This is a genomic window from Saccharothrix hoggarensis (assembly GCF_052936025.1).
The window spans coordinates 5,978,319-5,991,044 of sequence record NZ_CP193624.1; the positions used below are offsets into that span (position 1 = coordinate 5,978,319).

10 protein-coding genes and 1 riboswitch are annotated in these 12,726 nt (G+C 71.3%); of the genes, 3 read left to right on the forward strand and 7 right to left on the reverse strand.

The features are described from left to right. Positions 1 to 6 precede the first annotated feature (6 nt). Positions 7 to 246, forward strand: a complete 240-nt coding sequence (locus ACRAKH_RS26890; protein ID WP_380725198.1) for a glutaredoxin family protein — start codon at positions 7 to 9, stop codon at positions 244 to 246. Continuing rightward, a complete protein-coding gene (locus ACRAKH_RS26895) occupies positions 247 to 906 on the forward strand; it encodes a hypothetical protein (protein ID WP_380725196.1) in 660 nt (219 codons plus the stop codon). On the opposite strand, the gene ACRAKH_RS26900 is transcribed toward ACRAKH_RS26895, so the two are convergent. The 3 genes from ACRAKH_RS26900 to dnaE form a co-directional block, all read right to left on the reverse strand. Beyond that, positions 886 to 2,154 carry an adenosylmethionine--8-amino-7-oxononanoate transaminase gene (locus tag ACRAKH_RS26900; RefSeq protein WP_380725194.1) on the reverse strand — a complete coding sequence of 423 codons (1,269 nt, stop codon included), beginning with the start codon at positions 2,152 to 2,154 and terminating at the stop codon, positions 886 to 888. The genes ACRAKH_RS26895 and ACRAKH_RS26900 overlap by 21 nt on opposite strands. Then, complete coding sequence (locus tag ACRAKH_RS26905; RefSeq protein ID WP_380725192.1) at positions 2,141 to 3,382, reverse strand: cytochrome P450 family protein; 1,242 nt, start codon at positions 3,380 to 3,382, stop codon at positions 2,141 to 2,143. The genes ACRAKH_RS26900 and ACRAKH_RS26905 overlap by 14 nt, the downstream gene beginning before the upstream one ends. An 87-nt stretch (positions 3,383 to 3,469) precedes the next feature. Further along, a complete protein-coding gene (gene dnaE / locus ACRAKH_RS26910) occupies positions 3,470 to 7,000 on the reverse strand; it encodes a DNA polymerase III subunit alpha (protein ID WP_380725190.1) in 3,531 nt (1,176 codons plus the stop codon). A gap of 170 nt (positions 7,001 to 7,170) precedes the next feature. Between dnaE and ACRAKH_RS26915 the strand changes: the two genes are divergently transcribed. Beyond that, positions 7,171 to 8,079 (forward strand): AsnC family protein, encoded by a 909-nt coding sequence (locus ACRAKH_RS26915; protein ID WP_380725188.1) that lies wholly within the window; start codon positions 7,171 to 7,173, stop codon positions 8,077 to 8,079. 191 nt (positions 8,080 to 8,270) lie between these two features. Here the strand turns inward: ACRAKH_RS26915 and ACRAKH_RS26920 are convergent, their stop codons facing one another. The 4 genes from ACRAKH_RS26920 to ACRAKH_RS26935 form a co-directional block, all read right to left on the reverse strand. Beyond that, positions 8,271 to 9,485 carry a multidrug effflux MFS transporter gene (locus ACRAKH_RS26920; RefSeq protein ID WP_380725186.1) on the reverse strand — a complete coding sequence of 405 codons (1,215 nt, stop codon included), beginning with the start codon at positions 9,483 to 9,485 and terminating at the stop codon, positions 8,271 to 8,273. Positions 9,486 to 9,607: 122 nt separating this feature from the next. Then, a complete protein-coding gene (locus tag ACRAKH_RS26925; protein WP_380725184.1) occupies positions 9,608 to 10,540 on the reverse strand; it encodes an RluA family pseudouridine synthase in 933 nt (310 codons plus the stop codon). Beyond that, positions 10,537 to 11,145 (reverse strand): signal peptidase II, encoded by a 609-nt coding sequence (gene lspA, locus ACRAKH_RS26930; RefSeq protein WP_380725181.1) that lies wholly within the window; start codon positions 11,143 to 11,145, stop codon positions 10,537 to 10,539. The genes ACRAKH_RS26925 and lspA overlap by 4 nt, the downstream gene beginning before the upstream one ends. A 23-nt stretch (positions 11,146 to 11,168) precedes the next feature. Further along, a complete protein-coding gene (locus tag ACRAKH_RS26935) occupies positions 11,169 to 12,518 on the reverse strand; it encodes an aminotransferase class V-fold PLP-dependent enzyme (RefSeq protein ID WP_447009368.1) in 1,350 nt (449 codons plus the stop codon). Positions 12,519 to 12,555: 37 nt separating this feature from the next. Continuing rightward, positions 12,556 to 12,670: riboswitch (SAM riboswitch) on the reverse strand. Positions 12,671 to 12,726: the final 56 nt, after the last annotated feature.

Here is a 12,726-nt window from a genome sequence, read left to right on the forward strand (position 1 = left end):
ACCGACATGAGTGAGATCGTTCTCTACGGCGCGAACTGGTGCGGCGACTGCCGGCGGGCCAAGGCATGGCTGCGGGAGCACGAAGTGCCGTTCACCGAGGTCGACGTCGAGCACGACGACGCGGCCCGCGACAAGGCGATCGAGATCGCCGGCGGGCGCAAGAACATCCCGGTGGTCGTGCTGCCCGACGGCCGCGTGCTGGTGGAGCCGTCGAACACCGAGCTCGCCGCCGCGGTGGAGCGCTGAGTGGGCAAGGCCGGCAGGCGCAAGCGGCGCCAGGCGGAGTCCCAGGGCAGGCGTGACGAGATCCGGCGCGGCGACCTCCGCGAGCGCGAGCAGGCGCGACGCGCCGCGCGGGCGGCCACCAAGCAGGACCTGGCGTGGTTCCAGCGGCAGGGCGGCGGCGTGCAGACCCTCGTCGTGCTGGGGTCCATCGCCGCGGCGGTCGGCGGGCACTTCCTCCTCTGGGGCGCGGTGTTCCCGGCCCTGGGCGCGGCGGTCGGCCGGGTGCCGGTCGTGTCCACCGTGACGGGGTGGCTGTTCGGCGGCGGCGCGTTCCTGGCGTGGGGCGTGGTGGCCGTCAACCACAAGACCGCGACACCGCGGACGACGGCGCGGCTGCGGACCGTCGCCTGGGTGTGGTCGGCGGTCGCGGTGCTGCTCGTCCCCACCGGGTACGCGAACGACGTCCTGCTGCCGGTGGACTTCTGGGCGGGCGTGTACGCGGGCGCCTACGGCATGCTCCTGTCGCCGGTGGCGCTGGGCGTGGTCGCCCTCGGCTGGTGGCTGCTCGTCACCAAGCTGTTCAAGCACAAGGGAGAGCCGAGCACCGAGACGATCGGCTGGATCTGCGTCGGCTACTCGGTGCTGCTGCTGGTGTGGGGCTCAACCCTGCTGCGCGCGTGACGCCTCGGCCGCCGCGACGACGGCCGCCCCGATCGCGGCCACGTCGTCGTCGGTGCTGACGAACGGCGGCATGGTGTAGATCAGGTCGCGGAACGGCCGCAGCCACACGCCGTGGTCGACGGCCGCGGCGGTGGCGGCGGCCAGGTCCACCGGGTGGTCCAGCTGCACGACGCCGATCGCGCCGAGCACCCGCACGTCGCCGGGCGCCTGCGCCAGCCCGGCCCGCAGCCCGGCCTCGATCCGGCGCACCGACGCCCGCCAGTCCTGCGAGAGCAGCAGCTCGGTGGACGCCAGCGCCACCGCCGAGGCCAGCGGGTTGCCCATGAACGTCGGCCCGTGCGCCAGCACGGGCACCTCGCCGCGCGAGATGCCGTCCGCCACCCGTGACGTGCACAGCGTCGCCGCCATCGACAGGTACCCGCCGGTCAACGCCTTGCCCAGGCACATGACGTCGGGGCTGACGGAGGCGTGGTCGGCGGCGAACAGCTCGCCGGTGCGGCCGAAGCCGGTCGCGACCTCGTCGAAGATCAGCAGCACGTCGTGGGCCAGGGTCAGCTCGCGCAGCACGTGCAGGTAGCGCGGGTCGTGGAAGCGCATCCCGCCCGCGCCCTGCACGACCGGCTCGACGATGACGGCGGCCAGCTCGTCGGCGTGCGCCTCGACCAGGTCCGCCAGCTCCTGCACGTACGCGGTGTCCAGGTCGCGCGGCGGCGCGGAGGCGAACACCTGCTCGGGCAGCACTCCCCGCCACAGCGAGTGCATCCCGCCCTCGGGGTCGCACACCGACATCGGCTGGAACGTGTCGCCGTGGTACCCGCCGCGCCACGTCAGCAGCCGCCGCTTCTCCGGCCTGCCGCGCGAGCGCCAGTGCTGCAGGGCCATCTTCACCGCGACCTCGACCGACACCGACCCCGAGTCGCACAGGAACACGTGCTGCAACGGCTCCGGCGTGATCTCCACGAGCTTCGCGGCCAGCGCCACCGCCGGCTCGTGCGTGAGGCCGCCGAACATGACGTGGCTCATCCGGCCCAGCTGGTCGCGCACGGCGGCGTCGAGCACCGGGTGCCGGTAGCCGTGGATCGCGGCCCACCACGACGACATGCCGTCGACCAGCTCGCGCCCGTCGTCCAGCCGGAGCCGGACACCCTCCGCCGACGTGACCACGAGCGGCTGGTGGGTGCCCGGCATCGGGCCGTACGGGTGCCAGACGTGCGCCTGGTCCAGCTTCAGCAGCTCATCGCGATCCACGAGGGGTCAGGCTAACCGGCAGCGACGCGAGGCCGCGCACGAGCGTGCCCGCCCGCCACCGCAGCGTCTCCGGCTCCGCGGCGAGTTCCAGGTCGAAGCGGTCCAGCAGCGACCCGATCGCGATCTCGCCCTCCATCCGGGCCAGCGGCGCGCCCAGGCAGTAGTGGACGCCGTGCCCGAACGCCAGGTGCCCGCCCGCGGGCCGGGTGATGTCGAACCGGTCCGCCTCGGGGAACCGGGACCCGTCCCGGTTGGCCGACAGCAGCGACACCAGCACCACGCTGTCCTTGGGGATCAGCACGTCGCCCAGCCGGACGTCCTCGTTGGTGTAGCGGAACGTCGCCTGGTTGATCGGCCCCTCGAAGCGCAGCACCTCCTCGATCGCGCCCGGCAGCAACGACCGGTCGGCGCGCAGCTTCGCCAGCTGCTCGGGGTGCCGCAGCAGGTGGTACACGCCGTTGGCGATCAGGTTGACCGTCGTCTCGTGCCCGGCGACGAGCAGCAGGAACGCCATCGAGACCAGCTCGGTCCGGTCGAGCCGGTCGCCCTCGTCGTCCGCGTGCACGAGCGCGGAGAAGAAGTCGTCACCGGGCTTCGCCCGCTTGTCCTCGACCAGCTCGGACAGGAAGTGCGCCATCGCCGCGCCCGCCGTCGCGATGGCCTGGGCGTCCGGACCGCCCGCCACCAGCGCGTTCGACCACTCGCGGAACTTCTTGCGGTCGTCCATCGGCACGTCGAGCATCTCGCAGATCACCGTGATGGGCAGCGGGAACGCCAGCGCGTCCACCAGCTCCACCGCGGACGCGGTCCCCGCCTGCTCCGCCATCCGGTCCAGCAGCCCGTCGGTGATCTCCCGCACCCGCGGCCGCAGCTGCTCGACCCGCCGCGCGGTGAACGCCTTGGTGACGAGCTTGCGCAGCCGGGTGTGGTCCGGCGGGTCCAGGTTCAGCATGTGCCGCACCAGGGACTCGTCGAACGCCGCCGCCTCGGTGTCGACGACCCGGTTCTTCTCCACCACCTCGGGGAAGCGCTCGAAGTGCTTGACGAACCTCGGGTCGGCCAGCGCGAGCCGACCCTCGTCGTACCGGGTGACCAGCCACGCCTTCATGCCGCGCGGCAGCACGACCTCGGTCGCCGCGGACTCCTCGCGCAGCCGCGCGTGGTACGCGTGCGGGTCGGCGAAGTACTCGTCCCCGAGCACGTCGAGACCGGCGATCTTCTCCCCCATGAGACCCCTCTCCTCGCCTGAGTTAACTCCGTTTACTCAACGAGTCGAGCAGTCCTCGTGTCCCCGATCCCGATCAACGTCACCCGATCAGCCCAAGCACCCCGGTCCCAGCAGCGCCTTCAGGTCGCCCATGAGCGACGGCGTGGGCGTCACGCGCAGCGCGTCGTCCAGCTTCAGCAGCGTGTTGCGGCTGCTGTTGATGACCAGGTTCAGGTGGACCTCGGTGGTGCCGGGGTGCGCGGCGAGGACTTCCTTCAACGACGTCACCAGCTTCGGGTCGCACCGCGACGCCGACACCTTCAGCTTCAACGCCTGCGCGCCCAGCTCCGACAGGTCCGGCACGACCAGGTCGTTGGCGATCAGCGAGATCCGGTCCTCCCGCTTCGCCACCCGTGCCTTGACCAGCACGATCGCGTCCTCGGCCACCGACATGCCGTGGACCATGTAGCTCTTCGGGAAGAACAGCACCTCGATGCCGCCGGCCAGGTCCTCCAGCATCGCCGACGCCCACGGCTCGCCGTTCTTGTTCACCCGGCGGGTGACCGACGCGAGGATGCCGCCCAGCGTGACCTGCGTGCCGTCCGGCACGTCGCCTTCCAGGATGCGCGGGATCGTGGTGTCCGAGTAGGAGCCGAGCACCTGCTCCACGCCGTTGAGCGGGTGGCCGGACACGTACAGGCCCAGCATCTCCCGCTCCAGCGTCAGCTGGTGCTTGGACTCCCAGTGCTCGTCGGGGATCTTCACGTCGAACACCGAGGCGCCGTCGTCACCGCCGCCGTCGCCGAACAGGTCGAACTGGCCGCGCGCCTCTTCCTTCTTGGTCAGCATGATCGCGTCGACCGCCTCGACGTGGACCATGTGCAGGCCCTTGCGCGGGTGGCCGAGCGAGTCGAACGCGCCCGCCTTGATCAGCGACTCGACGACCTTCTTGTTGCACGCCTGCACGTCGACCTTGCGCAGGAAGTCGGAGAAGTCGGCGAACTTCCCCTTCTCCTTGCGGGTCTTGATGATCGCGTCGACCACGTTCGCGCCGACGTTGCGGATCGCGCCGAGGCCGAACCGGATGTCGCTGCCGACCGCGACGAACTCGCGCTCCGACTCGTTGACGTCCGGCGGCAGCACCGTGATGCCCATCCGGCGGCACTCCGCCAGGTAGACCGCCGACTTGTCCTTGTTGTCCGAGTTCGTGGTGAGCAGCGCCGCCATGTACTCGGACGGGTAGTTCGCCTTGAGGTACGCGGTCCAGTACGCGATCAGGCCGTACGCGGCGGAGTGCGCCTTGTTGAACGCGTAGTCGGCGAACGGGACCAGGATGTCCCACAGCGTCTTGATGGCCTCCGGCGAGTAGCCGTTGGCGCGCATGCCCGCCTCGAAGCCCTCGTACTCCTTGTCGAGGATCTCCTTCTTCTTCTTGCCCATCGCGCGGCGGAGCAGGTCCGCCTGGGCCAGCGTGTAGCCCGCCACCTTCCGCGCGATCGCCATGACCTGCTCCTGGTACACGATCAACCCGTAGGTCGTGTCCAGGATCTCGGCCAGCGGCTCCTCCAGCTCGGGGTGGATCGGCGTGATCTCCTGCTGCTTGTTCTTGCGCAGCGCGTAGTTCGTGTGCGAGTTCGCGCCCATCGGACCCGGCCGGTACAGGGCGATGACGGCCGAGACGTCCTCGAAGTTGTCCGGCCGCATCAGCCGCAGCAGGTCGCGCAGCGCGCCGCCGTCCAGCTGGAACACGCCCAGCGTGTCGCCGCGGCCCAGCAGCTCGTACGTCTTGCGGTCGTCCAGGCCGACGGTCGTGATGTCGACCTCGCCCTTGCCGTTCAGCGCGATGTTCTTCAGCGCGTCGTCGATCGTGGTCAGGTTGCTCAGCCCGAGGAAGTCCATCTTCAGCAGGCCGAGCGTCTCGCACGTCGGGTAGTCGAACTGGGTGATGATCGACCCGTCCTGCGGGCGCATCCAGACCGGGATGTGGTCCATCAGCGGCTCCGCGGACATGATCACCGCGCAGGCGTGCACGCCGGCGTTGCGGATCAGGCCCTCCAGCCCGCGGCCGGTGTCGATGATCTCCTTGACCTGCGGGTCCGTCTCGTACAGCGCCCGGACCTCGGCGGCCTCCGAGTACCGCTTGTGCTGCGGGTCGAACACGCCCGACAGCGGGATGTCCTTGCCCATCACGGCGGGCGGCATGGCCTTGGAGATGCGGTCGGCCACCGCGTAGCCCGGCTGCCCGTACAGCACGCGGGCGGAGTCCTTGATCGCCGCCTTCGCCTTGATCGTGCCGAACGTGATCACCTGGGCGACCTTGTCGTAGCCCCACTTCTCGGTGACGTACCGGATCACGTCGCCGCGCCGGCGCTCGTCGAAGTCGATGTCGATGTCGGGCGGGCTGACCCGGTCCGGGTTCAGGAACCGCTCGAAGATCAGGCCGTGCGCCAGCGGGTCGAGGTCCGTGATGCCCATCGCGTACGCGATCAGCGCGCCCGCGGCCGAACCGCGGCCGGGGCCGACCCGGATGCCGTTGGCCTTGGCCCAGTTGATGAAGTCCGCGACCACCAGGAAGTAGGACGGGAAGCCCATCTGGAGGATGACGTCGATCTCGAACTCGACCTGCGTGCGGTGGACGTCGTCCACGCCCTCGGGGAAGCGGCGGCGCATCCCCTCCCACACCTGCTCGCGGAAGTAGTCGGCCTCCGTCATGCCCTCCGGCACGGGATAGCGCGGCATCAGGTTCTGGAACGCGAACATGCCGGTCGTGTCGACCTTCTCGGCCACCAGCAGGGTGTTGCGGCACCCCTCCTGCCAGGCATCGGACGAGTCGATCGCGCGCATCTCGTCCGGCGACTTCAGGTAGTAGCCCGTTCCGTCGAACTTGAACCGGCTCGGGTCCTGGAGCGTCTTGCCGGTCTGCACGCACAGCAGCGCCTCGTGCGCCTCGCGGTCCTCGGCGTAGGTGTAGTGCGAGTCGTTCGTGACCACGAACGGGATGCTGAGCTTCTTCGCGATGTCCAGCAGCCCGCCGCGGACCCGGCTCTCGATCTCGATGCCGTGGTCCATCAGCTCGACGAAGAAGTTCTCCGCGCCGTAGATGTCGCGCCACTTCGCGGCGGCCTCCAGGGCCTCCTTCTCGTGGCCCAGGCGCAGCCGGGTCTGCACCTCGCCCGACGGGCAGCCGGTCGTCGCCATCAACCCCGCCGAGTGCTCGGCGATCAGCTCGGCGTCCATCCGCGCCCACTTGCCCAGCTGGCCCTCGGTGGAGGCGCGGCTGGAGAGCTTCATCAGGTTGTGCAGGCCCTCGTTCGTCCGGGCCCAGATCGTCTGGTGGGTGTACGCGCCGCTGGCGGAGACGTCGTCGGCCTTCTGCCCCGGGTCGCCCCACAGCACGCGCTTCTTGTTGAAGCGCGACTCCGGCGCCATGTACGCCTCGATGCCGATGACCGGCTTGATGCCCGCCGCGGTCGCCTGCCGGTAGAAGTCGTACGCGCCGTACATGTTGCCGTGGTCGGTGATCGCGGCGGCGGTCATGCCCATCCGCTCGCACTCGGCGAACATGTCCTTCAGCTTGGCCGCGCCGTCGAGCATCGAGTACTCGGTGTGCACGTGGAGGTGCACAAACGAGTCGGACACCCAAACCCCCCTGAAGATCGCAGCGGGCCCGGGACTCAATCGCTCGGGCAAGACTCGCCCGACCCTATAACGGCAACAAGATCACATCACCACGACACCCCCGGCGGGCGTCCGGGTGACCCGGCGGGCCGATGACGCGAAGATCGCCCCAGGCGGGTAGCGTTCGAGGGGTGGTAGCGCCGGACCCCGTCGACGCCCGTCTCCTGGCCATGATCGCCGAGATGGGCCGTGCCGCCGTGCACGAGGTGGCCGCACGGCTCGGCATGGACCCGCGCGAGGCCGCCACCCGCCTGATCACGTTGTCCGGCAGCGGGTTGCCGCTGCTCGTCGGCGTGGAGTGCGACCCGAACGGCATCCGCAAGGCGCTGGCGAACAGCGTGGCGTGGGGCAACTACTCGGGGCCCGGCGGCCAGGCCGTCCGCGGCACGCCGAGCGGCCCGTACCCGCCCGTGCCGGGCACCGTCCACGGCACGCCGTCCGGCCCGTACCCCGGCTACCCGGGACCGCAGGGCCCGCCCAGCACGCCGTTCCCGGCGCAGCCGCAGCCCGGCGCGCTGATGGGCCCGCCGTCCGGCCCGGTGCCCGAGCCGATGAGCACGTGGGGCGTCCCCGGCACGTCCGGGTGGGCGCGCGGCGACCAGCAGCCCGCGCCGCGCGCGCGCACCGGCAAGATCGGCAGCACGCTGGAGACCGAGGGCCTCGAGGGCGCCCGGTTCACCATCCAGCTGGTCGAGGTCGTCGACCCGGCGGACTTCCTGTTCACCGCGGCCGGCTACAAGCTGGCGGACGGCGAGCGGGCCGTGGTCGTGCACACCGAACTCGCGAACATCGGCCAGGTGCCGTTCAACGCCCTGCCCGACATGTACCTGGTGCTGATGACCAACAAGGGCGAGACGGTGAGCAAGGCGCCGGTGTCGCTGTCGTCCCGGCCGCCGCACAAGATCGGCGTGCAGCCGGGCGAGACGGCGGGCGGGCACACCGTCTACGTGCTGCCCGAGGACACGGTGATCTTCTCGGTGCGCTGGAGCTCCCGCCCGGAGACCGACCTCAACACGCTGGTCTGGACGATCGACGACTGAATTTTGGCCGCTGCTCCGCAGACGGCGGCTCGGTCGCCTGGAAGTCGACCGTTCGCGCCTGATTTCCCGGCGATCGAAGGGCGTGATCGCCGGGAAATGAGTCGCGAACGGTCGACGCGACCTCGCGGGGGCCGAGAGGGTAGCGCGCGGGTGGGGTGAGGTCGCGGGGCCGAGAGAGTAGCGAGCGGGGGTCAGGCGTGGGCCGGGGTGGGTTGCGGGTCTCGGGTGATGCCCACGTCGCCCCTGGTCAGGGTGGCGAAGAGGATGACCGCCAGGATCGTCGCGGCGGCCATCACGGTCACCATCGGCAGGACGCTCGCCGAGCCGCCCGCGCCCACCAGCGGCGCCATCAGGCCGCCCACCATGAACGTCGTCACGCCCAGCACGGCCGACGCGCTGCCCGCCGCCTCCGGGTGCCGTGACATCGCCAGCGAACCGGCGTTCGGCATGAGCAGGCCGACGCTCATCGTCAGCACGAACAGCGGCGGCAGGAACGTCGCCAGCCCGCCGCCGACCAGCCCGCCGACCAGCAGCCCGACCCCGCCGGCCGCACAGCCCGCCAAGCCGATCTTGAGCAGCGGACGCGGCATGACGCGACCGGTCAGGCCGGTGTTGACCAGGCCCGCCACCATGATCGCGACCGAGTTCACCGCGAACACCAGGCTGAACTGCTGCGGGCTCAACCCGTACACGTTCTGGAGCACGAACGACCCGCCCGCGACGTACGCGAGCAGCGCGCCGAGGGCCAGGGCCGACGACAGCGCGTAGCCGAGGAACTTGCGGTCGGCCAGGAGCCCGCCGAACACCTTGAGCGTGAGCAGCAGGTTCGCCGGGCGCCGCTTGTTCGGCGGCAACGTCTCCGGCAGGCCGACGGCCAGGGCGATCCACAGCGCCAACCCGATCAGGGCGAGCGCGACGAACGTGCCGCGCCAGCTCGTGAACCTCAGCAACTGGCCGCCGAGCACCGGGGCCACGACCGGTCCCAGGCTGTTGACCAGCATCATCAGCGACATGAACCGGGCCATCGCCAGGCCCTCGAACCGGTCGCGGGCGACCGCCATCGCGATCACGAACCCGGCCGCCACACCGAGCCCCTGGAGCAGGCGCAGACCGGACAGCGCGAACGCGCCGGGCGCGACGGCGCAGAACAGGGAGATCACCACGTAGCTGCCGATGCCGACCAGCAACGGCCGCCGCCTGCCCCACGAGTCGGAGAGCGGGCCCACGAGCAGCTGCCCCAGTGAGAGGCCGATGATGAACATCGTGAAGGTCAGCTGGATCTGCGACTCCGTCGCGCCGAACTCCTCCGCGATCGACGGGAACGCGGGCAGGTAGGTGTCGATCGAGAGCGGTCCGAGCAGGCACAGCGTGCCCAGCAGGACCACCAGTCGGGACCTGTTGTCCATTCGCCACTCCCCCGGGGGCTCGTCTGCGAGAAGCTTCGCAAGCCGAACGACCTGGGGGAAAGCTATTTGGCGCAACTCACGCGCACTGCGTAAGAGTTTCGTCCACAGTGTGGACGAACCGGTCAGTAACCCTCGTCGCGCAGCAGTTCCAGCGCCGCGGCGAGGTCGTCGGGGTACTCGCTCGTGAACGACACCCACTGGCCGTCGGCCGGGTGGTGGAAGCCGAGCGTCCGCGCGTGCAGCCACTGCCGGGTCACGCCCAGCCGCTTCGCCAGCGACGGGTCCGCGCCGTACGTCAGGTCGCCGACGCACGGGTGGCGCAGCGCCGAGAAGTGGACGCGGATCTGGTGCGTGCGGCCGGTCTCCAGGTGCACGTCGAGCAGCGACGCGGCGCGGAACGCCTCGACCACCTCGTAGTGCGTGATGCTCGGCTTGCCGTTGGCCATCACGGCGAACTTGTAGTCGTGCTTGGGGTGCCGGTCGATGGGCGCGTCGATGGTGCCCTTGATCGGGTCCGGGTGGCCCTGCACGAGCGCGTGGTACAGCTTGTCGACGGTCCGTTCCTTGAACGCGTGCTTCAGCGCCGAGTAGGCGTGCTCGCTCTTCGCGACCACCATGACGCCCGTCGTGCCGACGTCCAGCCGGTGCACGACGCCCTGCCGCTCGGCCGCGCCGGACGTGGCGATCCGGATGCCGGCCGCGGCCAGCCCGCCGACCACGGTGGGGCCGGTCCAGCCGGGGCTCGGGTGCACGGCCACGCCGACCGGCTTGTCCACCACGATGATGTCGTCGTCCTCGTGCAGGACCACCAGGCCCTCCACGGGCACGGCCTGCACCTGCACCGGGCGTTCGGGTTCGGGGAGGGTGACCTCCAGCACGGAACCCGCGACGAGGCGGTCCGACTTGCCCGCCGGCCGGCCGTCCAGCACGACGTCGCCCGACTCCGTCAGCGCCGCGACGACCGTGCGGGACAGCCCGAGGAGCTTCGCGAGACCGGCGTCGACCCGCATCCCGTCCAGGCCGTCCGGGACGGGAAGGGTCCGATAGCCGCTCATGCGCCCGCCTTCTTCTCAGCCGACTTCTCCTCAGCCGACCGGCTGGGCTTCTTCTCCACGCGGGTGCCGTCGTAGTCGCGCTGGAGCAGCGCCATCAGCACGATCACCCCGCCGCCCACGCAGATGGCGGAGTCCGCCAGGTTGAACACGGGGAAGAAGTTCCCCCACGGGTCGAGCACGGAGATGAAGTCGACGACGCCGCCGCGCAGCGGGCCGGGCCCGCGGAAGATGCGGTCCACCAGGTTGCCCGCGGCGCCGCCGAGCACCAGCCCGAGGCCGATGGCCCAGCCGACCGACCGCAGCCGGCGCGCGATCCACAGGATGAACACGACCACGCCGGACGCGATCAGGGCGAGGATCACGGTCCAGCCCTCGGCCAGGCCGAACGCGGCGCCGGTGTTGCGGATCAGCGGCAGGTAGAGCAGGCCGCCGAACAGCTCGACCGGCTCCCGCCCCTCCAGCCGGTCCACCGCGATGATCTTGGTGACCAGGTCGAGGGCCAACACGAGCGGCGCGATGACGGCCAGCAGCAGGACCCGTCGCTTCGGCAGGGGCGCGTCCGGCTGGTCCGGGGTGTCCGGCTCGGTGTTGGGATCGGTGCTCACCGGGCCATTGTCCAGTATCGCTATCAGCGCAGGAACGGCGGGAGCGCGCGCTCGTCGTTCAGCGGGGCCCAGCGGCCGTCGCGGAGTTCGTAGTCCCACCGCGAGCCCTCGGTGACGAGCGCGCGCAGCGCGGCCACGAACCGGTCCACGTGCTCCTCGGTGGTGCCCAGGCCGAGGGACGCGCGAAGTGCCCGGTCACCGCCGGTGAGCCGGTGCACGGCCACGTGCGCGCAGAACGCGCCGTCGCGCACGCCGATGCCGTGCTCGGCGGACAACGCGGCGGACAGGTAACCAACGTCCTGGCCGCCGACGGTGAAGCTCACCACGCCCACCCGGTCGTGGTCGGCGCCGAACAGGGCCAGCTCCCGCACGCCGGGCACGGTCGCGAGGCCCGCGCGGAGCCGCGCCAGCAACGCGCGCTCGTGCTCGACGGTCTGCTCCCAGTGCCGGCCGAGCACGTCGCACGCCACGGCCAGCGCGTGCACGCCGACGACGTTCGGGCTGCCCGCCTCGTGCCGCTCGGGCACCGCGGACCAGGCCACGCCGAGGCGGTCGCCGTGGTCGGTGACGCGGGCCGTCGCGCCGCCGCCCACCAGGTACGGCTCGGCGGCTTGCAGCCAGTCGGACCGGCCGACCAGGACGCCCGCGCCGAACGGCGCGTAGAGCTTGTGCCCCGACAGGACGGTGTAGTCGACGTCCAGCGCCCGCACGTCGACGGGGCGGTGCGGTGCGAGCTGGGCGGCGTCGAGGGCGATCCGGGCGCCGTGCCGGCGGGCGACCCGCGCCAGCTCGGCCACCGGCCACACCTCGCCGGTGACGTTGGACGCGCCGGTCACCACGAGCAGCCGCGGCCCCACGGGCGCCTCGCGCAGCGCCCGGTCCAGCTCCAGCACGGCCGCGGCGGGCGTGGCGGGCGTCCGGAGGCGGCGCACGTCCGGCCCGCGCCACGGCAGCAGCGCGGCGTGGTGGTCGGTGTCGAACAGCAGCACGGCGGTGCGCTTCGGCAGGCTCCTGGCCAGCAGGTTCAGCGCGTCGGTCGTGTTGCGCGTGAAGACGACGGCGTCGGAGGACCGTGCCCCGAGGAACCGGCGGACGGACGTGCGGGCCTGCTCGTAGACCTTCGTGGTGACCTGGGAGGCGAAGCCCGCGCCCCGGTGCACGCTCGCGTACCAGGGCAGCACCTCGTCCACGACGTCGCGGACCTGCTCCAGGCACGGCGCGCTGGCCGCGTGGTCGAGGTTCGCGTACTCGACGCGCTCGCCGGTGACCAGCGGCACCCGCAGCGACGCGCCCACGACGCGGGGCAGCGCCCGCTGGTCCGACGCGGCGACGGTGGCGGTGGTGGTGGCGGTTCGGGGAATCGCGATCGTCATGACGCCCTCCGGGGGTCCGGGACCCCACCGGAGAGGGAGCCCGCGCTTGCCGGACGCCCTGCGCGCCAGGCCAGGTCCTCACCGGGGGCACCCCACCGCGGTTGGAGGGTTGCCGGCCAGCAAGCCCGGGCTTGTCGCTGGCACTCATGACCTTCACCGACGAACTTACGCAGCCCGCGCGACCGCGTCGAGAGGGGTTCACATCCTG

Bases quoted from the DNA above. Each gene is read 5' to 3' on its own strand.
- ACRAKH_RS26920 (WP_380725186.1), bottom strand. From the start codon at position 9,485: ATGGACAACAGGTCCCGACTGGTGGTCCTGCTGGGCACGCTGTGCCTG.
- ACRAKH_RS26935 (WP_447009368.1), bottom strand. From the start codon at position 12,518: ATGACGATCGCGATTCCCCGAACCGCCACCACCACCGCCACCGTCGCC.
- ACRAKH_RS26925 (WP_380725184.1), bottom strand. From the start codon at position 10,540: ATGAGCGGCTATCGGACCCTTCCCGTCCCGGACGGCCTGGACGGGATG.
- ACRAKH_RS26890 (WP_380725198.1), top strand. From the start codon at position 7: ATGAGTGAGATCGTTCTCTACGGCGCGAACTGGTGCGGCGACTGCCGG.
- ACRAKH_RS26905 (WP_380725192.1), bottom strand. From the start codon at position 3,382: ATGGGGGAGAAGATCGCCGGTCTCGACGTGCTCGGGGACGAGTACTTC.